Origin of the sequence: Bacillus amyloliquefaciens DSM 7 = ATCC 23350, assembly GCF_000196735.1 — a bacterium.
Lineage (GTDB): Bacteria > Bacillota > Bacilli > Bacillales > Bacillaceae > Bacillus > Bacillus amyloliquefaciens.
The window spans coordinates 2,411,173-2,434,722 of sequence record NC_014551.1; the positions used below are offsets into that span (position 1 = coordinate 2,411,173).

The 23,550-nt window shown below is 44.7% G+C and carries 31 protein-coding genes, 1 tRNA gene and 1 riboswitch; of the genes, 10 read left to right on the top strand and 22 right to left on the bottom strand.

Translation table 11 applies throughout. The features are described 5' to 3' along the window. Nucleotides 1-98: 98 nt before the first annotated feature. Entirely contained in the window at nt 99-527 is a 429-nt protein-coding gene (mntR, locus tag BAMF_RS32395) for a transcriptional regulator MntR (protein ID WP_013352852.1), read from the bottom strand. A gap of 99 nt (nt 528-626) precedes the next feature. Further along, nucleotides 627-1,463 (bottom strand): lipoate--protein ligase family protein, encoded by an 837-nt coding sequence (locus tag BAMF_RS32400; RefSeq protein WP_013352853.1) that lies wholly within the window; start codon nt 1,461-1,463, stop codon nt 627-629. Between the two features lie 193 nt (nt 1,464-1,656). Here BAMF_RS32400 and BAMF_RS32405 point away from each other — a divergent pair, with 193 nt between their 5' ends. Then, on the top strand, nt 1,657-2,040 hold the full coding sequence (locus BAMF_RS32405; RefSeq protein WP_013352854.1) for a rhodanese-like domain-containing protein: 384 nt from the start codon (nt 1,657-1,659) through the stop codon (nt 2,038-2,040). Nucleotides 2,041-2,087: 47 nt separating this feature from the next. On the opposite strand, the gene gcvPB is transcribed toward BAMF_RS32405, so the two are convergent. The 3 genes from gcvPB to gcvT are packed head-to-tail and all read right to left on the bottom strand — an operon-like array spanning nt 2,088 to nt 6,017. Then, complete coding sequence (gene gcvPB, locus BAMF_RS32410) at nt 2,088-3,563, bottom strand: aminomethyl-transferring glycine dehydrogenase subunit GcvPB (protein ID WP_013352855.1); 1,476 nt, start codon at nt 3,561-3,563, stop codon at nt 2,088-2,090. Beyond that, complete coding sequence (gene gcvPA, locus BAMF_RS32415; RefSeq protein ID WP_013352856.1) at nt 3,556-4,902, bottom strand: aminomethyl-transferring glycine dehydrogenase subunit GcvPA; 1,347 nt, start codon at nt 4,900-4,902, stop codon at nt 3,556-3,558. Before gcvPA ends, gcvPB begins: the two co-directional genes overlap by 8 nt. Nucleotides 4,903-4,916: 14 nt before the next feature. Continuing rightward, nucleotides 4,917-6,017 (bottom strand): glycine cleavage system aminomethyltransferase GcvT, encoded by a 1,101-nt coding sequence (gcvT, locus tag BAMF_RS32420; RefSeq protein WP_013352857.1) that lies wholly within the window; start codon nt 6,015-6,017, stop codon nt 4,917-4,919. Nucleotides 6,018-6,195: 178 nt separating this feature from the next. Beyond that, a riboswitch (glycine riboswitch) is annotated at nt 6,196-6,296 on the bottom strand. Nucleotides 6,297-6,440: 144 nt separating this feature from the next. Here gcvT and BAMF_RS32425 point away from each other — a divergent pair. The 4 genes from BAMF_RS32425 to sinR all read left to right on the top strand — a co-directional run bounded on the left by BAMF_RS32425 (nt 6,441) and on the right by sinR (nt 9,648). After that, nucleotides 6,441-8,111, top strand: a complete 1,671-nt coding sequence (locus BAMF_RS32425; RefSeq protein WP_014470658.1) for a DEAD/DEAH box helicase — start codon at nt 6,441-6,443, stop codon at nt 8,109-8,111. 20 nt (nt 8,112-8,131) lie between these two features. After that, complete coding sequence (locus BAMF_RS32430) at nt 8,132-8,926, top strand: YqhG family protein (protein WP_013352859.1); 795 nt, start codon at nt 8,132-8,134, stop codon at nt 8,924-8,926. A 179-nt stretch (nt 8,927-9,105) separates the two neighbouring features. Further along, complete coding sequence (gene sinI / locus BAMF_RS32435; protein WP_013352860.1) at nt 9,106-9,279, top strand: anti-repressor SinI; 174 nt, start codon at nt 9,106-9,108, stop codon at nt 9,277-9,279. Between the two features lie 33 nt (nt 9,280-9,312). Next, nucleotides 9,313-9,648 (top strand): transcriptional regulator SinR, encoded by a 336-nt coding sequence (gene sinR / locus BAMF_RS32440; protein WP_014470659.1) that lies wholly within the window; start codon nt 9,313-9,315, stop codon nt 9,646-9,648. Between the two features lie 47 nt (nt 9,649-9,695). Here sinR and tasA read toward each other — a convergent pair whose 3' ends face one another. The 3 genes from tasA to tapA form a co-directional block, all read right to left on the bottom strand. Next, complete coding sequence (gene tasA, locus BAMF_RS32445; protein ID WP_013352862.1) at nt 9,696-10,481, bottom strand: biofilm matrix protein TasA; 786 nt, start codon at nt 10,479-10,481, stop codon at nt 9,696-9,698. A 64-nt stretch (nt 10,482-10,545) separates the two neighbouring features. Next, complete coding sequence (gene sipW, locus BAMF_RS32450; RefSeq protein WP_013352863.1) at nt 10,546-11,130, bottom strand: signal peptidase I SipW; 585 nt, start codon at nt 11,128-11,130, stop codon at nt 10,546-10,548. Then, complete coding sequence (tapA, locus tag BAMF_RS32455; protein WP_013352864.1) at nt 11,102-11,773, bottom strand: amyloid fiber anchoring/assembly protein TapA; 672 nt, start codon at nt 11,771-11,773, stop codon at nt 11,102-11,104. The genes sipW and tapA overlap by 29 nt, the downstream gene beginning before the upstream one ends. Nucleotides 11,774-12,030: 257 nt before the next feature. On the opposite strand from tapA, the gene BAMF_RS32460 reads away from it, so the two are divergent. Continuing rightward, complete coding sequence (locus BAMF_RS32460) at nt 12,031-12,360, top strand: DUF3889 domain-containing protein (protein WP_013352865.1); 330 nt, start codon at nt 12,031-12,033, stop codon at nt 12,358-12,360. Nucleotides 12,361-12,400: 40 nt separating this feature from the next. Here BAMF_RS32460 and BAMF_RS32465 read toward each other — a convergent pair whose 3' ends face one another. The 9 genes from BAMF_RS32465 to BAMF_RS32505 all read right to left on the bottom strand — a co-directional run bounded on the left by BAMF_RS32465 (nt 12,401) and on the right by BAMF_RS32505 (nt 17,698). Beyond that, the gene (locus BAMF_RS32465) at nt 12,401-12,580 is read right to left on the bottom strand and encodes a YqzE family protein (protein WP_013352866.1); all 180 of its coding nucleotides are present in this window, start codon (nt 12,578-12,580) and stop codon (nt 12,401-12,403) included. A gap of 53 nt (nt 12,581-12,633) precedes the next feature. Then, nucleotides 12,634-13,011 carry a competence type IV pilus minor pilin ComGG gene (comGG, locus tag BAMF_RS32470; protein ID WP_013352867.1) on the bottom strand — a complete coding sequence of 126 codons (378 nt, stop codon included), beginning with the start codon at nt 13,009-13,011 and terminating at the stop codon, nt 12,634-12,636. A 1-nt stretch (nt 13,012) separates the two neighbouring features. After that, nucleotides 13,013-13,513, bottom strand: coding sequence for a competence type IV pilus minor pilin ComGF (gene comGF / locus BAMF_RS32475; protein WP_013352868.1), 501 nt, complete (start codon nt 13,511-13,513; stop codon nt 13,013-13,015). After that, entirely contained in the window at nt 13,422-13,736 is a 315-nt protein-coding gene (gene comGE / locus BAMF_RS32480; RefSeq protein ID WP_014470662.1) for a competence type IV pilus minor pilin ComGE, read from the bottom strand. Before comGE ends, comGF begins: the two co-directional genes overlap by 92 nt. After that, the gene (comGD, locus tag BAMF_RS32485) at nt 13,720-14,157 is read right to left on the bottom strand and encodes a competence type IV pilus minor pilin ComGD (protein ID WP_013352869.1); all 438 of its coding nucleotides are present in this window, start codon (nt 14,155-14,157) and stop codon (nt 13,720-13,722) included. Before comGD ends, comGE begins: the two co-directional genes overlap by 17 nt. Next, nucleotides 14,147-14,413: a competence type IV pilus major pilin ComGC gene (gene comGC / locus BAMF_RS32490; RefSeq protein ID WP_044051905.1), complete on the bottom strand. Its 267-nt coding sequence runs from the start codon at nt 14,411-14,413 to the stop codon at nt 14,147-14,149. The genes comGD and comGC overlap by 11 nt, the downstream gene beginning before the upstream one ends. 46 nt (nt 14,414-14,459) lie before the next feature. Then, the gene (comGB, locus tag BAMF_RS32495) at nt 14,460-15,497 is read right to left on the bottom strand and encodes a competence type IV pilus assembly protein ComGB (protein WP_013352871.1); all 1,038 of its coding nucleotides are present in this window, start codon (nt 15,495-15,497) and stop codon (nt 14,460-14,462) included. Further along, a complete protein-coding gene (comGA, locus tag BAMF_RS32500; RefSeq protein ID WP_013352872.1) occupies nt 15,484-16,554 on the bottom strand; it encodes a competence type IV pilus ATPase ComGA in 1,071 nt (356 codons plus the stop codon). The genes comGB and comGA overlap by 14 nt, the downstream gene beginning before the upstream one ends. Before the next feature lie 193 nt (nt 16,555-16,747). Continuing rightward, a complete protein-coding gene (locus BAMF_RS32505; protein WP_013352873.1) occupies nt 16,748-17,698 on the bottom strand; it encodes a magnesium transporter CorA family protein in 951 nt (316 codons plus the stop codon). A 146-nt stretch (nt 17,699-17,844) separates the two neighbouring features. Here BAMF_RS32505 and BAMF_RS32510 point away from each other — a divergent pair, with 146 nt between their 5' ends. Then, nucleotides 17,845-19,146, top strand: coding sequence for a hemolysin family protein (locus BAMF_RS32510; protein ID WP_013352874.1), 1,302 nt, complete (start codon nt 17,845-17,847; stop codon nt 19,144-19,146). A gap of 37 nt (nt 19,147-19,183) precedes the next feature. Here BAMF_RS32510 and BAMF_RS32515 read toward each other — a convergent pair whose 3' ends face one another. Next, nucleotides 19,184-20,011 carry an STAS domain-containing protein gene (locus tag BAMF_RS32515; protein ID WP_013352875.1) on the bottom strand — a complete coding sequence of 276 codons (828 nt, stop codon included), beginning with the start codon at nt 20,009-20,011 and terminating at the stop codon, nt 19,184-19,186. 77 nt (nt 20,012-20,088) lie between these two features. Between BAMF_RS32515 and BAMF_RS32520 the strand changes: the two genes are divergently transcribed. Beyond that, nucleotides 20,089-20,159, top strand: a tRNA-Gln gene (locus BAMF_RS32520). Nucleotides 20,160-20,223: 64 nt separating this feature from the next. Here the strand turns inward: BAMF_RS32520 and BAMF_RS32525 are convergent. Beyond that, nucleotides 20,224-20,604, bottom strand: coding sequence for a Spx/MgsR family RNA polymerase-binding regulatory protein (locus BAMF_RS32525; RefSeq protein ID WP_013352876.1), 381 nt, complete (start codon nt 20,602-20,604; stop codon nt 20,224-20,226). 235 nt (nt 20,605-20,839) lie between these two features. Here BAMF_RS32525 and BAMF_RS32530 point away from each other — a divergent pair, with 235 nt between their 5' ends. Continuing rightward, the gene (locus BAMF_RS32530) at nt 20,840-21,085 is read left to right on the top strand and encodes a DUF2626 domain-containing protein (RefSeq protein WP_003153078.1); all 246 of its coding nucleotides are present in this window, start codon (nt 20,840-20,842) and stop codon (nt 21,083-21,085) included. Nucleotides 21,086-21,124: 39 nt separating this feature from the next. On the opposite strand, the gene BAMF_RS32535 is transcribed toward BAMF_RS32530, so the two are convergent. After that, nucleotides 21,125-21,763, bottom strand: a complete 639-nt coding sequence (locus BAMF_RS32535) for an MBL fold metallo-hydrolase (protein WP_014470665.1) — start codon at nt 21,761-21,763, stop codon at nt 21,125-21,127. Between the two features lie 154 nt (nt 21,764-21,917). On the opposite strand from BAMF_RS32535, the gene BAMF_RS40840 reads away from it, so the two are divergent. After that, complete coding sequence (locus tag BAMF_RS40840; protein ID WP_013352878.1) at nt 21,918-22,091, top strand: DUF2759 domain-containing protein; 174 nt, start codon at nt 21,918-21,920, stop codon at nt 22,089-22,091. 33 nt (nt 22,092-22,124) lie between these two features. Here BAMF_RS40840 and BAMF_RS32545 read toward each other — a convergent pair whose 3' ends face one another. Next, nucleotides 22,125-22,439, bottom strand: coding sequence for an MTH1187 family thiamine-binding protein (locus BAMF_RS32545; RefSeq protein WP_013352879.1), 315 nt, complete (start codon nt 22,437-22,439; stop codon nt 22,125-22,127). Between the two features lie 5 nt (nt 22,440-22,444). Further along, nucleotides 22,445-23,482: a YqgU-like beta propeller domain-containing protein gene (locus BAMF_RS32550; RefSeq protein WP_014472106.1), complete on the bottom strand. Its 1,038-nt coding sequence runs from the start codon at nt 23,480-23,482 to the stop codon at nt 22,445-22,447. Nucleotides 23,483-23,550: the final 68 nt, after the last annotated feature.

Genomic DNA, 23,550 nt, shown 5'->3' on the forward strand with positions numbered 1-23,550 from the left:
TTCCATCCAAGGTGTATTATTATTTTAAGAAACGGCTTGGTGAAATAGACCAAAGAATGAAGACATTAAAAAAAGGGCGCCCTATTTCGGGCTGCCCTTTATTCACCGGGATTTTCGGTTTTTTTCTGTACGGATTTCAATTCTTTTTTCCGGCTGTCGTCATCTTCAAAATACTGAACGAGATCGCCGATGCGGTCAATGCTGTTCCAGCTCAGATGATGTTCGATTCCTTCTACATCATTGTAAATCTTCTCTTCATCAACACCAATGATTCTTAAAAACTGCTCAAGCAATTCGTGTCTGTATACGAGGCGTTTGCCGATCTTTTTGCCTTTTGACGTCAATACGAGCCCGCGATATTTTTCATAAATCAAGTACTCGTCTTTATCTAGTTTTTGAACCATTTTCGTTACAGAGGAGGGATGGACTGCCAAAGCTTCCGCGATATCAGAAACCCGTGCATATCCTTTTTCTTCTATCAGCATATAAATCTGTTCAATATAATCTTCCATACTTGGTGTTGTCATCGTACCCCTCCCAAAAAGCACCTTAACTTTATAAACCATTACAAGTTTACACTAACGGTCATGAAAAAACAAGGATGCTTCCGGTCTGTCAAGCCTTAATCAGCGCTTATAATTCCATTCGTCAGACGCGTATTTCGTCTCGGCCAGCTCATTGACAAACGCAAGCTCTTCCGGCGTGAGTGTGTAAGGCTCAAGATGAATGTTCAGGCCTTCCTCAAAACCGGCTTTAAAAGCGATTCTGGCTTCATCCATCGTTACCGGTTTTTGCGCTAAGGCGTTGATGGCTACCGCTTTGTTTTTGAAATTCCGCTGCATGCGCTCACGGACTCTGTCGCTCGGATATAAAAACAGATCAAACAGCTTGTCCTCATCAATGTCAAGCAGGATGGAGCCGTGCTGAAGAATAACGCCTTTTTGGCGTGTCTGCGCGCTTCCCGCCACTTTCCGCCCTTCGACGACCAGCTCATACCACGAAGGCGCATCAAAGCAGACGGACGAGCGCGGATTTTTCAGGCTTTCTTTTTCCTTTTCCGTACGCGGAATCGCAAAGTAAGCATCAAGCCCAAGGTTTCTGAACCCCTGCAGAATGCCTTCTGAAATCACCCGGTATGCCTCTGTCACCGTGGCCGGCATTTCCGGATGATCCTCTGAAACGATTACGCTGTATGTCAATTCTTTATCATGTAGAACACCCCGTCCGCCTGTCGGTCTTCTGACAAACCCGAGGCCGTGTTTATGTACTGCGTCAAAGTTAATTTCCTTCTTAATATTTTGAAAATACCCGACAGACAGCGTTGCCGGATTCCAGCCGTAAAAACGGATCACCGGAGGAATTTTTTTTTGGCTGTGCCAATATAAAAGCGCTTCATCCAGCGCCATGTTAAATGCCGGGCTTTCATTCCCTGAGTCAATAAACCGCCATGTTTCTTTTTCCATACACTGAACCCTTCTTTATCGTTTTAATAAAATCAGTTTAACAAACTGACGTGAAAATGAAAAATATTTCGTTTCATTAAGGATGACAATCGCTTCATGCTTTACTATAATAGTATTTGTCCCAAAACGTCCGGTAAGCCTTGTTTTCACAAGCAGGGTTTTTGATTTTATAAGCTAAAGGAGTAGAATCGCATTGTCTAATATGATTGCTTTAATTATTGTTGCGGCGTTTATCGTTTATATGATCGTGTCGTATTTTTACCAGCAGCGTTTAATGAAAACACTTACGGAAGAGGAATTCCGCGCGGGCTACAGAAAAGCGCAGCTGATTGACGTCCGTGAGCCGAATGAATTTGAAGGCGGCCATATTCTCGGCGCGCGTAACATTCCGCTGTCACAGCTGAAGCAGCGCAAAAGCGAAATCCGTCCTGATAAACCCGTTTATCTGTACTGCCAAAACAATGTCCGCAGCGGACGCGCGGCACAGACGCTCCGCAAACACGGCTGCAAGGATATTTACAACCTGAAAGGCGGATTTAAAAAATGGGGCGGAAAAATTAAAGCAAAGAACCAATAATAAAAAAGAGCTCTCCGTTTTATACGGAAGCTCTTTTTTTATACCCGTCAGCGGCTGCCGGCAGATGTATGTTCGTATTTTAAAACCGGCTTTCTTGCGGCCTTGGTTTCATCCATTCTTTTGACAACCGTGGTATGCGGCGCCTCCTGAACGGTCTCAGGTGATTCCTCCGCTTCCCGCGCAATTTGAATCATGGCATCTATAAAGGCATCAAGCGTTTCCTTCGATTCCGTTTCCGTCGGTTCGATCATGATGCTTTCTTCCACATTGAGAGGGAAATACACAGTCGGCGGGTGATAGCCGAAATCTAAAAGCCGTTTGGCAATATCAAGCGTTCTTACGCCGAGCTTTTTCTGTCTTCTTCCCGATAACACAAATTCATGCTTGCAATGACGGGCATACGGCAGATCATAATAAGGCGCGAGTCTTCTCATCATATAATTTGCATTTAAAACCGCGTTTTCGGTCACAGCTTTTAAGCCGTCAGGCCCCATGGAGCGGATATACGTGTAGGCTCTGACATTAATGCCGAAGTTTCCGTAATAAGGCTTTACGCGCCCGATCGATTGCGGACGGTCATAGTCAAAAGTCAAACGGCCCTCTTTTTTCGTGAGGACGGGTTTCGGCAGGTACGGAATGAATTCTTTCTTTACTCCGACCGGGCCCGAGCCTGGTCCTCCTCCGCCGTGCGGCCCGGTAAATGTTTTATGCAGATTAAGATGAACGACGTCAAATCCCATATCTCCCGGTCTTGCTTTACTTAAAACGGCGTTTAAATTCGCTCCGTCATAATAAAGCTTTCCGCCGGCCTGATGGACGATATCAGCCATTTCTGTAATATTTTCCTCAAATAAGCCGAGGGTGTTCGGATTCGTCAGCATCAGCGCCGCTGTTTCTTCATTTACCGCTCTTTTCAAATCTTCAATGTCAACCAGCCCGTGTTCATTTGACTTGACGGTAATCGTTTCAAAGCCGGCGACCGTGGCGGATGCCGGATTCGTCCCGTGGGCAGAATCGGGAACAATCACCTTCGTCCGTCCGAAGTCTCCCCGTGCTTCATGATAAGCGCGGATCATCATCAGGCCGGTCCATTCGCCGTGAGCGCCCGCCGCAGGCTGCAGCGTCACCTCGTCCATACCCGTAATTTCCTCCAAGTGTCCGCTTAAATCGTATAAAAGCTCAAGCGCTCCCTGAACCGTGTCCTCGTCCTGAAGCGGGTGAATGGCTGAAAAGCCTGGGAACCGGGCAATTTTTTCATTTAATTTCGGATTGTATTTCATCGTACAGGAGCCGAGCGGATAAAAACCTGAATCAACCCCGTGGTTTCTCTTAGAAAGTGCGGTATAATGCCGCATAATATCAAGCTCTGATACTTCCGGAAGCTTTGCGTCTTCATTGCGGATATAATCACCCGGAAGAAGGCTTTCAAGCTCCGTTTCCGGTACATCAAGCTCCGGAAGGCTGTAACCGACACGCCCTTCGCGGGACATTTCAAAAATAAGCGTCTGATCTTGATTATTCATGTTGATCCCCCAATCCCGCAATAAGCGAATCGATCTCTTCTTTTGTTCTCAGCTCTGTGACGGCAATGAGCATATGCTGCTTCAGTTCCGGATACGCTAGGCCTAAATCATATCCGCCGATTATGCCTTGTTGTAAGAGCCTCCGGTTTGCTTCCTTGACTGGCTCATTCAGCCTGACTGCAAACTCATTAAACATCGGGCCGTCAAACGCTATGTGCAAGCCGGCTTTTTCCGCTTGGCGTCTCGCGTAATCAGCTTTCAGTATATTTTGGCGGGCTATGTCTTTGACGCCGTTTTTTCCGAGCGCCGTCATCGCAACTGAAGCCGCTAAAGCGTTCAGCGCCTGGTTTGAGCAAATGTTGGAGGTGGCTTTGTCTCTTCTGATATGCTGTTCGCGCGCCTGAAGGGTGAGAACAAAGCCTCTTCGGCCGTTTTCATCCTCCGTTTGGCCGACAAGACGGCCCGGCACCTTCCTCATCAGTTTTTTCGTTACTGCAAAATAGCCGCAGTGCGGGCCGCCGAACGCCGCAGGTATGCCGAATGGCTGCGCGTCCCCGACGACGATGTCAGCTCCGTATGCCCCGGGCGGTGTCAAAATACCGAGAGCGAGCGGGTTTGAAGAAACAATCAGCTGGCTGTTTCCTTTATGTGCGAGCGGCTCAATGTCCTTTAACGGCTCAATTTGTCCGAAGAAGTTCGGATACTGGACGATCACGGCGGCCGTTTCATCGCAAACGGCATCCTCTAATGCTTCAAGGTCTGTGACGCCGTTTTTCGCGGGCACCTCTACTACCTCGATATATTGGCCTTTTGCGTATGTTTTCAGGACATCCCGTGATTCCGGATGAACGGCCGCGGAAATGACGATTTTTTTCTTTTTCGTATGGCCCGACGCAAGCATCGCCGCTTCCGCCAACGCCGTCCCCCCATCGTACATGGAGGAGTTTGCGATATCCATCCCCGTTAACTCACAGATCATCGTTTGAAATTCAAAAATCGCCTGCAGCTCTCCTTGTGAAATTTCAGGCTGGTAAGGCGTATATGCCGTGTAAAACTCTGACCGGGAAATCACATGGTCGACGATAACCGGCTGATAGTGATCGTACACACCTGCGCCCAGAAAAGATGCATATGTAACAGCGTCCTTATTTTTCGCTGCAAGCTTTGTCAGCTCTCTCGTCAGCTCTGTTTCTGATTTTGCTTTTTTAATTTGGTAGTCTTTTTGAAACCTCACATCTTCCGGGATATCGGCAAACAGTTCATCAATTGTTTCTGCGCCGATGGCTTTCAGCATTTCTTTTTTATCCTGTTCTGTCGCGGGCAAATATCGATGCTTCATATGACTCTCCTTTTTCAGCTCTGTTTTGGACGTTTATAAAACGGTGTGCGGACAATCTTCGCTTTTACCGTTTTTTTGCGGATTTCCACTTCTACTTCCGTTCCGATTTCACTGAATTCCGTTTTGATTAAGGCAAGGCCGATATTTTTCTTTAAAGTCGGAGATTGTGTGCCTGTCGTGACTTCACCGATTGCAACACCGTCTTTTTTTACGGCGTATCCGTGTCTCGGAATCCCTTTTTCAATCATCTCAAGCCCGACCAGCTTACGCGGAGCTCCTTTTTCTTTCTGTTCACTCAATACAGACTTCCCAAAAAAATCGGAATCTTTCTTGTGCTTTACGGCAAATCCGATTCCGGCTTCGATCGGCGTAATGTCTTTCGTCAATTCCTGACCGTATAAAGCGAGCTTCGCTTCAAATCTCAGCGTATCACGGGCGCCGAGACCGCACGGAACGAGCCCTTCATTCTCTCCCGCTGCAAGAATCTCTTTAAAAAGATGAACCGCGTCTCCGTTGCGGCAATAAAGCTCAAACCCGTCTTCACCGGTATATCCCGTTCTTGAAAGCAGGACTTGGCGTCCGGCAACGTCCGCCTCATCAATAAACGTAAACGGCTTTAAGGAAGCCAAATCACATTCAGTCAGCTTCGAAAGAACCGTCTGAGCATTCGGTCCCTGAACGGCAAGCAGTGAAATCTCGTCAGACTGATTCGTTAATGTGACATCCCCTTTTGCATGTTCCTTCAGCCAAGCGAGGTCTTTTTCAATATTAGACGCATTGATTACGAGCAGATAGCAGGTTTCGCTTTTCTGATAGATCAGCAAGTCATCGACCGTGCCTCCGTCGGGATAACACATGGCGGTATAAAGCGCGCTTTTCGGCTTTAAGTCGGCAACGTCATTTGTCATCATTTTTTGCAGAAAAGACAGGGCGTCTTGCCCGGATACTTCGACTTCTCCCATATGGGACACATCAAACAGGCCCGCTTTTGTGCGGACGGCTTCATGCTCCTCTTTAATAGAAGAAAATTGAACAGGCAGCTCCCATCCTCCAAAATCAATCGTTTTTCCGCCGTATTCTTTATATACGTCATAAAGCGGTGTTCGTTTCAGCATCATCTTCCCCCTTCAGTCATTGGCGCATTGTAAAGACATATAAAAAAGGACAGAGAAACACCTCATGAAAATGAAGGTTTCTCTGTCCCGGCACCTGAAAGTTTACTTTATGAAAACATCATAAAGACGTCCCCTTTGGTGGTCTGCCTTTTCTGCTCGCAGACACTCTCCAGAGTTGCGTCGAGCAAGAGTTCTTTTGCCTGAGAGATTCACTCCGCAGTTTGCTCCTTCGGCGCCCGGATGCACATCTTTCTTCCGAGTCTCTCCCCTTGCTGTCATTCGCTCATATTTACCAATTGTTATGGACATACTAAAGCAATATCTTGGGTGAAATCATTACTTATATCCTACCACCCTCACTTACGTCCGGCAACAAAAATTATGATAAATCAGTTTTTTAAAAGAAAGGCGGTTTTGTTACATATGACAGCAGAGATCATATTTGATGCAAACTGGCCGGGAGAGTTTTCTGAGCGGCTGAAAACGGACGGTCCCTGGTCAAATTGGGAGTTGTACAAACTGTCGGCTGAAGTCCAGCAGACTCTTGCCATTCCTGAATTTGAAGGGTTGAGGGCTCCTTTATACCTGCCCGATTTCACTCCGCTTCCCCATCAGCTTGAAGTTGCCCAGAAAGTCGTTGAAAAAATGAACGGCAAGGCGATTTTGGCTGATGAAGTGGGGCTCGGAAAAACGGTGGAAGCGGGCCTGATTTTAAAAGAATACATGATTCGCGGGCTGGCAAAAAAAATCCTGATTCTTGTGCCGGCATCACTCGTTTCCCAATGGGTGAAAGAGCTTCAGGAGAAGTTTTTAATACCGGCTGTTGAACAGAAGAAAAGCTATGTGTGGGAACAGTGCGATATCGTCGTTTCTTCGATTGATACGGCCAAACGCTCGCCTCACAAGGAAATTGTGCTTTCTATTCCGTATGATCTCGTCATTATTGACGAGGCGCACAAGCTCAAAAACAGCAAAACGAAAAATTATGAATTTGCGAGAAGTCTTGTGAAGAAGTACTGCCTGCTTCTGACGGCAACCCCGATCCAAAACCGGATCGAAGAAATTTTTAATTTAGTGTCACTGTTAAAGCCCGGCCACTTGGGAAATGAAAGCGGATTTCAAGAAACCTTCAATCAAAAGGACGGAATTGACGCTCATGAGCATTTGAAAGAGCTCGTCAATAAGGTGATGATCCGAAACACACGGAGCGACACGGGGCTTACATGGACGAAGCGCCACGTCGAAACAGTGCCGATCACCTTTTCACCGACGGAACAGGCGCTTTACGATGACATTGCCGCACTGAAAAACGGCACGGAAAAGCCGACAAGCGCATTTTCCATTATGACGCTGCAAAGAGAGTGCTGTTCAAGCCGGGAAGCCGTGTATATGACGCTTAAAAAAATGCTTGATCAAAAGGAGCAAAAAGCGCCCGCATTCGATGAACAGACGATTGCGAATTTAATGGACCGCATCAATCAAGTCACGCAAAACTCAAAAGCGATCCAAGTGGTTGACTTGATCCAAAAGATTAATGACAAGGTCATTATTTTTACTGAGTACCGGGCGACACAGATTTACCTGCAATGGTTTCTTCAGCAGAACGGCATAAGCTCTGTTCCGTTCAGAGGCGGATTTAAGCGTGGGAAAAAAGACTGGATGAAGGATCTCTTCCGGGGGAAAGTGCAAGTGCTGATCGCTACGGAAGCCGGCGGCGAAGGGATCAACCTGCAATTCTGTAATCATATTATCAACTATGATCTCCCGTGGAACCCGATGCGGCTTGAACAAAGAATCGGAAGGATACACAGACTCGGTCAGGAAAGAGATGTCCACATTTACAACATGGCGACAAAACATACGGTAGAAGAGCATATCTTAAAACTTCTGTATGACAAAATTCATTTATTCGAAAATGTCGTCGGAGAATTAGATGACATATTAACAAAAATCAAAGTGAACAATTTTGAAGACCACTTACATGATATTTTATGCCACTCGCTGACAGAGGAAGAAATGCGAATCAAAATGGACAATCTTACCTCTTTTCTATCGTACGGTACGGAAAAGCCGGCCAGAAAAAAAGGCTCTTAATCTAAAGGAGGAAGCGCGACATGAGACAGCAGGAGGTTCACGAATTTTTACTGCGCTTTTTTGAAGCGAACCACTGCCCGATTACTGATCACGGGCCGGGTTTTATGACGGTTCAATTGACGGTCGAGATGGACAAACAAATTATGAACCGGCCGTTTTATTGGCATTGGCGTGAAAAAACGGGCGGAGAACCGAACCCGATGAAGATCACTTTCATCACTGATAAAGAAACGGCTCCGGATGATATGGACGGAGAATTTATTTACTTCGGAGCCCCGCGGCTCTTTCAAATCTTTCAAGCAGTTAAACAAAATGGGAGATTTACAAGAATATATGAGAAAATTGTATCAGCCGGAGCCAGAGTGCCGCTTCAGCCCTGGCTTGGATTAAATGTAGTGATTTCATACCAATCCGACATGAAAAAAGACAGACTTTTGTCTTTAGGCCTGCATCTTGTATCTGGAACAATTATAGAAGGATTTCAGCAGAAGCTTGCACCGCTTCCGCTGACATCACAAATATCAGACTATTGCTTTACCATATCGCCGATGATTAAGCCGGAAAGCGGGATTAAGAGGATGGAGCATTATTTGAAAAACGCTGCCGCCAAAGAGCCGTCAGACTGGGCTGACAACGCGATCGCCAGATGGAAGAAGGACCTCAGGCTTCTCGATCAGTTTTATGAGCAGACAGAGGAAAAACCTGAGGAATACCAATTGGAAAAACAAGCGCTGAAAGCCTTATATCAGCCGAAAATTCACATTCAGATTGAGAACGGCGGTTTATTTTTCCTGCAAAGTAATTTTTCTGGATAAGAGTTATCCATTCGACAGCTTTCCCGTTTTTTTTAGAAATTCTATATTATAATAAAGGTATATAGAAAAAATTTCTGGCGTTTCGCATGCGATGAATCACTTCCAGACATGAAATAAAGATAAGGTCATGGCCGGATTGGCTGAAATACATAAACAAGTATTTTAGGAGGAGAAAATGCATGAAAAATGCAAAAACAGAGTTTTCGCAATTAGATAAGGAATGGGTTGAACTGATATTAGAAGCCCAAAAAGCAAATATCAGCCTAGAAGAGATACGCAAATACCTGCATTCGCATAAAAAGTCTTCTCAACATATCCAGGCCGCCAGAAGTCATACCGTAAATCCTTTCTGAATGTGCTATAATATCACAAGGAAGGTGATGACATTGATTGGCCAGCGTATTAAACAATACCGAAAAGAAAAAGGCTACTCACTATCAGAACTAGCTGAAAAAGCTGGGGTAGCGAAGTCTTATTTAAGCTCAATAGAACGAAATTTACAGACGAACCCCTCCATTCAATTTCTAGAAAAAGTCTCCGCTGTTCTGGACGTCTCGGTTCATACATTACTTGATGAAAAACATGAAACCGAATACGATGGTCAATTAGATAGTGAATGGGAGAAATTAGTTCGCGATGCGATGACATCCGGGGTATCAAAAAAACAATTTCGTGAATTTTTAGAATATCAAAAATGGAGAAAAGCGCAAAAAGAGGAGTAGTGCCGCCATATGTGCACAACTCCTCTTTTATCTGTCCGGCATTCGGATCAGTTTTTATCCTCACTATGAGCCTTTTCATTTTCCTTCACGTAACCGTCTTTATCCGTATGGTCTTTCGTAATGGTCAATCCGTTCCATTGCGTTGCTTCAAATGAGAATTGAAGAGAAATCGCATTGCCCTGGAATTTGTTTTGGACACTCAGACCGTTTGCGTCTTTTGCGGTATCATTTTTAAATCGGATTTCCATCCGCACTTGATCATAATCAACAGGCGTTTTCGGAACTCCGTCGTACTCAGGCGCTGTTTTGCCGTTAATGGTTGCTACATTGACTTTTCCGCTCTCACTCAAGAACTTCGGATCAATATGCTTGCTGATCGCTTCAGCCGCTGCTTTATCCTGCTTTGCAGACATTAAGTATAAGTCTTTCAGGCTGGCCGCCTTCAAAATGATATTTTTAGGGTAGCCGTTGCCCCCTTCTTTACCGACTGTCAGAACCGTAATTTCAAACTGGCTGAGGAAATCCTCCGCAGATTCGTTTCCTTTCTTTGCTCCTTTGAAGTCAGTAAAGTTCAAAGCCATCAGCACTTCTTTAATGGCAAGTGAACCGTTGTTTCTGAATTCAAAATCTTTTGTCAATTTGTCGCCTGGTTTTAAGTTTGACAAATTGACATTGGCTGATTGTTCTTTAGCCGATAAATCAAGTGTTCCTGACGCAAATGTGGCGTCCGTGGACTTCACATCATTAAATGCGGCCCATGTGCCTCCTCCTACTAATGCTAAACCGAGTGCGGCTGAGGCAACGCCCAAGCTTAATTTCTTTTTCATACCCATGTTTGTACTCCCCTTACTTTTTCATTTTTTGTTATCAAATCCTGTCGCCAGGTTGCAACCGTATTCATGTGGACATGGTCCCGTTTCTCTCATGTTCCTCCAGCGCTTTCGTCTTCCGCTCGATATCGCGGAGAGCGCTTGCAATGACTGTTATTGAGTAAATTAAAAGCATGACGCCGGGAACGATTAACAGAATCGCCGTTCCGATCGGCTGGCTGGCCAAATGTATTACATATCCCGCATACGGGAGCTGATATCCCGTATACTGGGCCGCCACTTTTTCAGCTTGAACGGGTGCGGCATCCGGAGCGGCATTATGGTCTCCTTTTGTCTCAAACAACAGGCGGCCGCCCTTTTTTGTGATCCCGATTATTCTGTGTGTTACGACTGACCCGTCATCTTGTGTAAAAGTGATGACATCGCCTTTTTTTAAGTCATTCACATCAGAAATTTTCTTTACCGCTATGAGTGAACCCGTCTTAAATTCCGGGTCCATTGAACCCGACAGCACGGATTTCAGCGTATAGCCGAAGATGGCCGGCTCACCGCCGGAAGCCCGGGTCGAGATTACCGTCAATGTCAGCACAATAATCAAGCTGAAGATTACGGCATACAAAATATTACTGATCAGTTTCAGTGTTTTTTTCATGTTCTTCCCCGCTTTCTTTTGCCGGCTCAGCCGGTTTTTTCTCTGTTTTCTTCTGATCGGAAGCCGTCGCCTGTTCTTGGCACTTAACAAGCTTCATCGGTTTTGACCACTCAAATTTTTCTTCGTTCGCAGGATATCCTTCAGGCTTGTAAACCTTGAATGCATAAATTCCCGGCTGCAAGGCCCGCTTTGACTCCATTTTATAAATCGTTTTGCTTTTTTTATCAGTAATAAGCCCTTTATCCACGACATTGCCGTTTTGTAAAGGCTGTTGCTGAGAGGCAATTTTATGGAGCTCCCATTTCCAGTCAGAAACAGTCCGCTCTTTCCCCCTGTTCTCCAGCTCCGCATAAAGTTGAAGCGGCGCACACACGGTGCCTGACGTATCAGTTTGATTTGTGATATGTAAATCACTTTGATCCCAGCGTTCGTCATAACGGCAATTGTCATCTGTATATCGAAAATCTCCGCACGTTTGAACCGGGAGACTGAAGCTTTTCACATCATTAAAGGAGGAACTTGTGTCTCCCGTAAACTGAGTACATATCGTCACGGGCAGGCAGAAAATGAACGACAGCCGTAAAAACAGCATCATTCTCGATCTCACCTTGCCCTTTTTTTCCGGTCGCAACAATCGGAACATGCCTTACCCCCTGTAAAACTGTTTATAAATATGATATTCGTTCTCTTTAAAGAACCGCATGAACAAAGTATAATCAAGGATTATCGTATTGGAAAATGTCAAAAACGATCAAATTGTTCGTTTTTAAGAATATATCCTTTAAAAACAACGTTTTGCTCCAAATTACACACCTTTTTGGAATTTTTTCTAATAAAATGTGAGAAAATAACGGAGTGACCAACACAAAATGGAAACTATATACAGCGAAAGGACGAAGAATGATGATCAAACAAAGTCTGATTTGCCTTTCAATTCTTGGTTTCGGAGTTTCAGGGACAGCTCAGGCGGAAACGGTGCCTTATTATGCTGTTCACCATAAATCAAAATGGGAAAAAATCGCAGAAAAAGAAGCTAAAAAAAGATATCCGCTCGCTCAAACGTTATTTATTCAAAAGGTGTGGGATCGGAAAAGAACGGATGAAGCAGTCAAACAATATCACTTGACATTGCGGGATGGCGCTAAAGAATTTGGTGTGTTTGTTACGATTTCTTTTAATCCCTACAGCCAAAAGGTAAATAAAATTGCGGTTATTGAGGAATACCAATAAAGGCCCTCCTATATCAGGAGGACCTTTCGGGTGTTGCACTTTATTTTTTCCGCTGCATCCACAGCTTAAAACCATACGGCAATATTCCGAACCAGTGTTGAGAAGCCGGCATTTTCTTTTCTTTCCGCACTTCTTTTCGCTCTTTTCGTTCCTGTTTCGGCGTATCGAAATATTTAACGAATTGCTCAGTCATATATTTTACATAATCGTTTGTTTTCATGGCTCTCACCTCATACTGTCTTTATTATGAAGTGTTGTCCCGCCGCCTCTTTTTTATACTTCTGTCCATTGAATCAGCTGTTTCTTCTTATGATTGAATAAAAGGTGAGCCTCCCGTCTCGTCCCTGATGCTGTTACCGCCTTTATTGTAACTTGAACCGTTTCCCGGCGATCGTTCCCGTTGATGTAAAAGGAGACGGTTCCGTACGGAAAACGCTGTGTGCCCGACTGAGTCTTTTGTCCCTGTATCATATGACGGCTTGACAGCAGTGCGCCGTTTTGAAGCAGGTTCTCACCGATCCAGTACTCCCCGGCCTCTTTTGCAAATGTTTTTCGGGTGATGAAATCAGATGAAGTATAGCTGATGACAAGTAAAACTGCGGCAGAAACAAACAGAACCGCCGGATATATAAACCCGTCAGATTTGTACATTTTAATCACCTTTTAAAGAGCTGTAAACCGGAATGGCCGTCTGCTTCTTTTTACCTGTAACGCTTGTGATTCCCACTAAAATCAGGCCGTTTTTCACATCAGCCGTTAATGAAGCAGCGTTATGCAGGATCGGCACATGGCCTTTTCCGTTCACTCTTTTCCTTATCATCGTGTGATAGATTTCAAAACGCACTTCTTCGCCTCCTGTTTTCCTGCAGGTTAACGCCCGTCCGCCATCTGCAGGCTCCACAGTCTCAGCCTGTTTACATTCATTCATGATCTGCTGAACGGCAATATGATGCTCCCGGCTGTCTATTCCTCCGTTATCGGTCCGGCCTGATAAAAACAAATGTAAAATTGGGCTCAGAGTGCCTGATAAGAAGAGACAGACGGCCAAGGAGACCAAAACATTAAGAAGCGTAAAGCCAGTCTGTTTTGAGAATGCTGAGGCACATTTCTTTTTCGCCGCGGACAGCTGCACAGACTTTGTAATAATCACCATCCTCCTTCCACGTCACATCGGGAGATGGCTGCTTTTTTCCGGACATCATATATGCGCTGATATGTTTATGAAGAAGCTGGTACACTTCCTGGTGTTCTTCTATTTTCAGATTGTCTGTCAGCATGCCCGTCCAGACCGGAACGATAGAAATCATAAGGAACAGCCAAATAGCCATTGCTGATAGTGTTTCAATAGTAGAGAACCCCTTATTTCCGTTCTGCATGGACATTTCCGCTCCCTAAGTAAATTGTTATTTCATAAGTGAATCCCGCGCTTTTCAATTGAATCTTTCCGCCGGAATTCGGATGGCCTTTTTCGTTAAATTCAAGGCTCTCCGGTAAAGTCACAAGTGTAATGTGAAGCGAATCAAAGGAACGCTCAACAATCCTTCCGGCTGACTGCAGCTTGTATTTATGCTCTTTTGGGAGAAATGTGATTTTTGTTCTTTTATGTTCTGCGATAGCCGTTTCCTGAGCAAGCTGAATGTCTTTTTGGAGCTGTTCTGTTTTTTGCCGCACGGCCAGATGGGTATAAACCGGCGGAACCGCCGTGAACAAAACAGTCAGCAATACAGACGCCAGACTTAACACAACCAGGCTTTCAAGAAGAGTGAATCCGTTTTCTGTCAGCCGGTTATTGTTCAACTGTAACTTCCCCGCCCTTTATTAAAATCTGTTTTCCATTCGGGCAGGCTGTATTCTTTTTGATATATCCCTCTGATTGTAAGTCGGTCATATCCGGCATTTTTCCTTCATGGTCGATTTCGTACGCCGTCACTTGGGCTTTCACCATATTCTGAAGTCCTTCACAGCCTTTATGCTGAATGCTTTGATTATGTTTTGTTACGTTAGGAATCGTGATTAAAAGCAGAATGGAAACGATAAATAAAACGATCAGCATTTCAATTAAAGTAAATCCATCTTGATTTTTCAGACGAAGCACTCCCTTACATTTGGTTCATCATCTGGTACATCGGCATCAGCATTGACATATACACAAGTAAAATCATACCGGCCACAACACCGTAAATGACAGGCTGGAGAATACCGGTATACTTCTCCGCATTTTGTTCAAGACGCTCCATCATAAACTGGCTGTACGTATAAAGTTCGCGATGAAGCCGGCCGTTTGCCTGTCCGTGACTGACTGCAGCCGCAAGATCTTTTTCATAACACGGATGGCCGGAAAGAGCAGATTCTATAGTTTCACCGGCCTTCAAACGTGTAATGAGCATCTCTGCTTCTTCACGGTAAAAAGGCAGAAAAGATTGTTCTTTAAAAGCAGTTAAGCTGTCATAGATAGAAAGACCGGATTTCAGAAGACTGCTGAGCTGTAAAGAGAAAAAGTAGCTGTTAAAAAGAACGGCCGCTTTTCCTATCAGGGGGATTTTCACAACGATAAGCATCTTGTCTTGCGGGGATTTTTTCTTACATAAGAACCAAACGTACAAAAACAAGCTGAGAACGGCTGACATCCCCAGTGCGCAGGCTTCATGAAAATGCTGAAAAAACGCAAAGATGAAAGCAGTCGCACCGGAAGTATTCATATTCATTGATTGATAAATCCCTGAAAACTGCGGAATAATCAAACTTTGCAGGATATAAAACATGACGCAGACGGAACATATTAAAAACATCGGATACCGGAGCATTTTTTTGATTTGATTCGTCTGCATGAGCTTTCTCTGTAACAATTCGCCGCTTTGTTTCATCGCCCCCGGCAATTCTCCGTGTTTCTCCGCGAAATAGCAGATCGAGACGGCTTCTTTATGAAAAGACAGTGCCTCAAGCACTTGGTAAAACGAATCGCCTTCTCTCAGCCGGCGAATTCCGTCCGTCAGCTCTGCAAGCTGACGTTTATGCAGCTGGAGTTTCAGCAGTCTGAGCCCTTCAATCAGGCTGTATCCTTTTTCCGTCATTTCACCGAGCCTTTTCAAAAAAGCCGCTTGGTCCTTCAACGGCCAGGTTCTTTTAATCCGCTTCATGATACACCCACCGATCATAATTATCAGTCGTGACATAACCGAGCGCGATGCCTTTTCTGATCAGCCTGCGAAGCGTCTGATATTGAAAATTGGCGTGCTCCCCTTTTGCTTCTTGAAAGCACTGGGTGAGATTTTTTCCGTAAAGCAGTTCATAAATCCCAGCACGGCGTGTCTGCCTGTATAGACTGCAGTACACGGAACAGTTGTCCGTTTTGCAAAACGGACACGTTAAATCAACCAGACGCTGAGCGGCGATGGCAATAACGGTTTGTTCAATTTCCGTCATGTTCACCCCGAACTCCAGCAGCCTGTATATGGCGCCCTTAGCATCTCTTGTATGCAGGCTTGACAGTACGAGGTGTCCTGTCATGGCCGCGCGGACTGCGATTTCAGCCGTCTCGGCATCTCTGATTTCCCCTAAGATGATCATATCGGGGTCATGTCTTAAAATCGCTTTTAAACCGGTGGAATATGTGACTCCGGCTTTTTCATTCACCTGAACTTGCAAAACATCTTCATCTCTCGTTTCTACGGGATCTTCCAGCGTGACAATCCGCCGGTTGAAATGCCGTTTTGCATAGTTGACAAGCGAGTAAAGGGTGGTTGTTTTTCCAGATCCGGTCGGGCCGGTAAAAAGAAGCAGGCCGTGCGAATGCTTCAGAAAGGATAATAATGCGGCGCCTGCCCCCGGAAATAAGGACAGTTTATCCAGAGGGGGAATCTGCCTTTTAGGCAATAGCCTGATGACAAGACTTTCATCATTCATTGTCGGCAAGGTTGACATCCTCAAATGAACGGTTTCCGTTGGAAGCGGCAGAGACAGTGATCCGTTTTGCGGCTTTCGTCTTTCTCCTATATCCATGGCTGATAAAAATTTAAAATGAGAAATAAGCCTTACGCATTCCTCTTTTTTTAAGACTCTTTTTTTCACAAGAGCATGACCGATGCGAAAATGAATGAAAGCATCCCTTTCCCTCGGCACAATGTGTATATCTGAAGCCCTTGCCATATAGGCCTCGTTGATGATGTTCCTGCTGTATGTTTCAATATTCTCCATAAGACTTCCCTCCTTCCGACACGTATTGTAAATCAAATACACAAAAGTGATCAAAGGAGAAATAATGCTTTTTGCACAGTGTAAATCGTAAAAAAAGCAAAAATAAGCCGCTTAAATATTGATTTACTGAAGGAAACCCGGCTCCATTCAGCAATTTTCGGCCATAAAAAAAGCAGGCGTGCGCCTGCTCTGCTTAGCGTTTCTTTTCTTTCCGCAGATATTTCTTTTGATTCTCCTTCAGAATATCCCCTGTCCAGCCCTTCTGCCGCAGATAAATATAAATCAGCAGGGTTGATACGATTATAAGCACAATGGAACCGATATACGCATATTTCCAATGAAGCTCCGGCATGTTATCAAAGTTCATCCCCCAGAGAGCTCCGAGCGCCGTCATCGGTGTAAAGAGAGTTGTAAAGATCGTCAATGCTTTCACAATTTCATTTCCTCTTTGGGAGGTAATGACTTCCTCTGCGTGCAGCAGATTGCTCAGTTCCTGATCAAATTCATTGATATATGTAATGCCTCTTTCCATCTTTTGATGAGCCCTGAGGTAATCTTTCTGCTTGTCATTTTTCGGGAGAAAAGCTTCTTTTAAAGCCATTTCCACTTTTTTAGCTCCCAGCGTCAGCCCTTTCCAAATGAACAGTTCATGGCGCAGTTTATGCACATTTTCCAAGATTCCTTTACTGTTGTCATCATGAATCTGCCATTTCAGCGTCCGCTGCTTGACTTCAAATTCATCTAATCCGATAAGATAGGAATTCATCAGCTCGCCGAGCAGAACAAAAAAGCCTTCTATCGCATTCTCGCATGTTTGGATCTGCTGTGTGGCGTGCTTTTCTTTTATGCCGCGCAGCAGCGAAAAATCAAAATTAATCGTAAAAAAGAAGTCTCTCGTAATATAAAAGTGAAATACGGTATGATTTTTTTCATCATCTAATCCTTGATGATAGATTAAAGAACCGAAAACCGCTTCATTATTCTGATCATTTGTATCTGAGCGCAGAAAGTTTATATGGTTTTCATGTTCAAACCACTTTTCACATTGCGGCCAGTGATTGTGGCGGATCATTTTTTTCGCTTCTGTTTTTTCATGCGGACCGAGCTGGTACCAAACCCAGTCCGCTCCCGAATGTACCTTCATCTCTTGTCAGCCTCCAGTATCGCTTTCTTCTTTTAATTACCGTAATTGCAGCGGGCTAAACCAGGTTTGATGTTTGACCAGCTTTCCAGAGTGGTATTATTCCGAAAAAAGGGAGGTGCAAGCCTTCCTTCTCGGAAGGCGTTCCATTGTATATCATCAAACTGTCTGCCATCGTACTATTTATTTTATTAACGGCATGTTTTGTCGCTATAGAGTTTTCAATCGTTAAAGCAAGGCGCTCCCGCATCAATCAGCTCATTCAGGAAGAGATGAAAGGGGCAAAAGCTGCCAAGCATGTCATTACACACCTTGATGAATATTTATCGGCGTGCCAATTGGGTATCACCGTAACCGCCTTGGGACTCGGCTGGCTGGGTGAACCGACAGTCAAAGCAATGCTTCAGCCGTTATTTTTAAAAACCGGACTTCATGAAGCGGTTGCCCATGTCCTGTCACTCATCATTGCATTTCTGCTGGTTACATATGTGAATGTCGTCATCGGTGAACTCGCACCGAAAAGTTTTGCTATCCAAAAAGCTGAGCGGATTACACTTTTGTTTGCCAGACCGATGATTTTGTTTTATAAGTTAATGTTTCCGTTCATCTGGCTGCTTAATCATTCCGCACGCCTGATTACAGCCCTGTTCGGCTTGAAGCCGGCTTCCGAACATGAAATGGCCTATACGGAAGAGGAATTGCGGGTGCTCCTGGCCGAAAGCTATCGAAGCGGCATGATCAAAAAAAGCGAGCTTCATTACGTAAATAACATTTTCACATTTGATAAGCGCACTGCAAAAGAAATCATGGTGCCCCGGAATGAAATGGTGAGCCTGCCGCTGGACAGCGGATCGGGAAATATGCTCCGGGATATTATCAAAACAAATAAATATACCCGGTATCCCGTAGTAAAGGGAGACAAAGATCATGTTGTCGGCATTATCAATATAAAAGAAGTTTTATTCAGATTCCTATCAGAAGGAGCTCCGTTTACAAAACACGAGCTCAGTCCTTACATTCAGCCGGCGATCCATGTGATTGAGACGATCCCGATTTATCAATTGTTCGTTAAAATGCAGCGGGAACATGCTCATATGGCCATTCTCATTGATGAGTACGGCGGAACCGCAGGATTGGTAACGGCGGAAGACATCATCGAAGAGATCGTCGGCGAGATCCGGGACGAATTTGACACGGATGAGACACCCTCCGTTCAAAAGCTTGGGGACAGCCGCTATCTCCTAAACGCCAAATTGCTGATCAGTGACGTCAATGATGTACTCGGAACAGAGATTACGGCTGATCAAGTCGATACACTCGGGGGCTGGTTTCTGACTCAGCATATTGATGCAAAGCCAGGGAGCGTGATTGATTTTGAAGGATACACATTCACGGTAAAAGAAATCGACAGCCATCATATCAGGACGATTGAAGCTGAAAAAGCTGAATAGCTGAGGGAGAAATCCCTCTCTGCCATTCAGCTTTTTATCATCTTAATGATTCTTTTACGACAAATCCGTTTTTCGCCAGCGCCTTCGTCAGGCTCTGTTCTGTTTTCACTTGAGAAAAGTCGATGCCGAGCTTCACGACGGTTTGCGCGATTTCCGGCCGGATGCCTGAGATTGTCGTTTCTATGCCAAGAAGTTTTGTGCTGTCAATCACTTTAAAAATTTGATAAGCGACCATTGTGTCTACAATCGGCACACCTGAGATATCTAAAAATAAATAGGAAAGCCGGAGCGAAGAACATTGGTCAAGCACCGATTCCAAAATGATCTTTGCCCTGTATGTGTCAATTTCGCCGACAAGCGGCATAATCCCAATACCGGCAATCGGCATAATCGGCGCGCTTAATTCATTAATCATTTCTTTTTGGGCGTTTAATTGCCTAATCGTCACTTTATAATATTCCTCTGTAAAGACTTCAATCATATGGTCAATTGCTTTGTTCAGCTTCTCTCCCCATTGAAATACCGCAGGCGTCCCGGGCTTCTCGGACATCGTTTCACTGCATGTCTGTATGCGATTCCAGACCAATCTCCGGAATTCTTTAAAGCGCGCGACGCTTTCATAGACCGGGACTTCATGCACGGCCCGGTCTCTTGCGAACTGCAGCGCCCACTTTGTCAGTTCCTCGTCCCCACCGTCTTTTTCCGATATAATCCTGGCAACGATTTCAATTAACAGGCGGTGCTGCGTTTCTGCTCTCTGATCATCTGAAGGCCGCCCCGATTCGGGTATGAGCAGCCATTGGCGTGTGATTTCACCTGATTCTTCAATTAATGCTTCAGATAACACTTCATTTAAATGTTTCACGGGTTTCCTCCATTCAAATCAAAATTACTTTGTATGTATAAATTGCCGCCGGACGCACATACTGTAATTACATCCGATGGGCTATAGCCAAGCGGTAAGGCAATGGACTTTGACTCCGTGATCGTTGGTTCGAATCCAGCTAGCCCAGTCCTGTAACCGCAAAAAACGAAGATTAGCTGATAATGTTTGATCAGCGGATCTTCGTTTTTCTCTTATGATACGGATTGATGTACCGTTTTTTTCTTCGTCAGTTTCATTAATTCTCCGGGATTATATCCGATAACGAGTTTTTTGTGATCGATCAGGATCGGACGCCGCAGCAGCTTCGGTTTTTCAGTCAGAAGCTTCAGCACTTCATTTACAGTCATTTCTTCAAGATTCAGGTTGAGGTTTTTAAATGTTTGGCTTCTCGTCGCTAATATTTCATCAATTCCTTCGGTCGTTAAGGATAAGATTTGCTTCAATTCATCAATTGTCGGTGTCTCCCTGAATAAATGGCGCTCATGAAAATCAATGTTGTGGGCTTTTAACCAATGTTTCGTCTTTCGGCATGATGTGCAGCTCGGGTATGAATAAAAAATAAGTTCTTTCATTTTTAAAAATTCCTCCCTCGGATAATCCGTCTCTTTGTAAACATAAGTACCCTGAACTTTTTTTCACTAAACGTATTTCAAAAAAATTTTCGGATCTTTTGTTCAGAGCGGCATAAGATATAAAACACGGGGAAAGACATAAATTCCACAATAAATATAATCATGAAAATGTTTACATTTCGACTGCCGATCCATTATAATTAACTTCAGATAGACTCTCGGGAGGGGATAAGGAATGAATCGCATGTTCCGGGTGTTAGGATTTTGGACGGGGATTTTTGCAGTAATGTTTTTTTTAGGCGGCATGAAGGACGCATCTCTTTTGTTTTTTGGACAGACGATCTTTTTCGTATTTCTTTCTTATTTGAATCTGACTGAGCGGATGTATATTTATATTTTCGGAGCTTACTTAACCGTATTTTTCGCCGGATTTACATATTACTCTATTTTTATTATGACACCGGGCGGCGGAACCCACTGACTAAAAAAGACAGACCGATTACGGTCTGTCTTTTTTCATTTACAGTGAAAAACCATTGATAAACGGGTTTCTTTCCTGCTCTGTCTGGATGTCCGTTTCCGGGCCGTGCCCGCTTAACACAAGTGTATGCCCGGGCAGTGTGAGCAATTTTTGATGGATGGAATCAAGCAATACGTCCTGACTTCCTCCATGTAAATCCGTGCGGCCGATGCCCCCCTGAAAAAGCACATCGCCTGAAATCACAAGATCGGCGTCCTTTACATAATAAGAAACGCTTCCAGGTGAATGACCCGGCGTAAACAGCGTCTCCAAATGGAACGGTCCGATGTCCAAAACGCCGTCGCCTTCAATCAGCCGATCAGCGGGCCGTGCCGTGACGGCGATGCCCCGCAATATGCCTGATCCGTTTAAGGAAGAGTCCTCCAGCCACTTTTCTTCATTTTTGTGAAGATACACGGGAACATCCCATCTGTCTCTTACCTCATCAAGCGCGCCGATATGGTCAAAATGGGCGTGCGTCAGCAAGACGGCAAGCGGCTTCAGATTGTTTTCTTTTATGTAATTGTTGATTTTGTCCGCTTCCCCGCCCGGATCAAAAATAAGACAGGACTGATCCTCACTGACGAGAAAATACGCGTTTGCCTGAATCGGACCGGCCGGCATTCGTCTCCATTTCACTTTCATCACCTCTTTATGTATATGCCCTTATTATGAAGGTTTTCTGCGGAAGATTCAATGAATGCGGCCGGGAAAACGCTATCGACAAATAAAATGAAAACGGTTAAAATGAAATGGAAAGATTTTCAGGTTCCAATGACAAAGGGGGAGCATGATGTTACTTGTTGTAATCTTCGGCCTTGTCGCATTATTAGCTGTATTAGGAGTCCTGCGGGCTGTCAGACAGAGAAATATCCTGGGATTTTTGTTAGCCGCCGCCACGCTCGGCGTGTTTGGCTGGTTTACCGTAATGACCGTTATAACCAGCGGCTATCCGACTGCACATTAAAAGCCTGTATCCATTAGGATACAGGCTTATTTTTTATTGCTGCAAATGTTTGCTGACACTTTTGATTTTGCTCTCAAGCGTCGTTTCTTTATCACGTCTGTCATCAATGCGGATATTGGTCGCCACTCTGTGCAGCCCTTTATGGAACGGGGCTTCGTGAATGTCCTGAATGACTGCAAACAAGTCGCTCAGCTCACCTTCAATCAAAGTGTTCATCGGTGTGAGCTGAAATTTGATTTTGCCGGCAGCTTTGTAGCCCTCCAAAATCTTTTGCACGTCCGCTACATACTCGCTGACGCTCGGTGTTTTTGTTCCGATCGGGATAATTGTCACATCTGCAATTGCCATTTGATTCAAACTCCTTTTTCATTTGTTATGATTGGTTCTGTCATACCTGTTTTCAGTGAAATCAGACGGTCATACGTAAAGCCGTATAAAGCGTATTCCCCGTCCGGTGAGATCTGAATCGGCTCCATTTCCGTATTCGTGAGCACCGTCCGCTCCCGTTCGTCCCCTAAGTCAAAGCTGATCAGCCTGTATAAACGGCCCTCCGGCTTAAATATGTAAAACCGCTTGTGCGTCTGATCGTAATCATATTCCATCGGCGCAAAGCTCTCATACTTTTTTTGAAGAGGAAAGCGGTGTGTCACGGATGCCGGTTTTTGGAAAAAAAACTCGCCGTCGCCGTCCGATTGATCAGTTTGTCTGACGGCAATCGTCATACCCGGGCGGGAATCGGCCCAGATGACGTGATGAAGCACTCTTTTTTCTTTTTTCGTCTGCAAGTCATAAGAATATAAAGGACCCTCTTCTTCCGTTTTCCCTTGCTTGATATATTGAAATTCATCAGAAGACGTCCAATGGACAAAAGGTGTCTGAACCGGACTCATGTTTAAAATGCCGTTTTTCATATCGGCCGTATAGGTTGTGAAGTCCCATGTTTCAGTAAAAACGGTAATCATCATTTGATACGGGTCATACGGATTCCAAGCCGTCTCCAGCTCATAAGAGTTAAAGGCTTTGTGATAAAGTCTTTTCCCCTCCTTGTTCATAAGCTCAAGCTCCGTCTGCCCGCTGTTTGTCACCTGAACGAGAATCAGCTGTTTTTTCGGGCTGATCTTTACATTGACAATATGGCCCCTTGTTTCATAGAGCCGTTCGGATTTTCCGCTGAAAAGATCATATTTCATCAGCTGATGATGCGCTGTATACAGAATGGTTCTGTTATCCAGCCATCCTTCCGCTTTCTCCGCTTCATTTTTACTGAGCGGAACGATTTTCTGTTCTGCTGATTTTGCCGAAACGCCTGTGTCATGCTGCTGATGAGATGGTTCACAGGCCGCTAAACACAGAACGAATGCGGACAGCAGAACACAAAACAAGTATCTCACCAGCCTTCCCCCCATTCTTTTCTATTGTCCCATATTTGTTTATGTAAACAAATGAGAAATTTCACAGA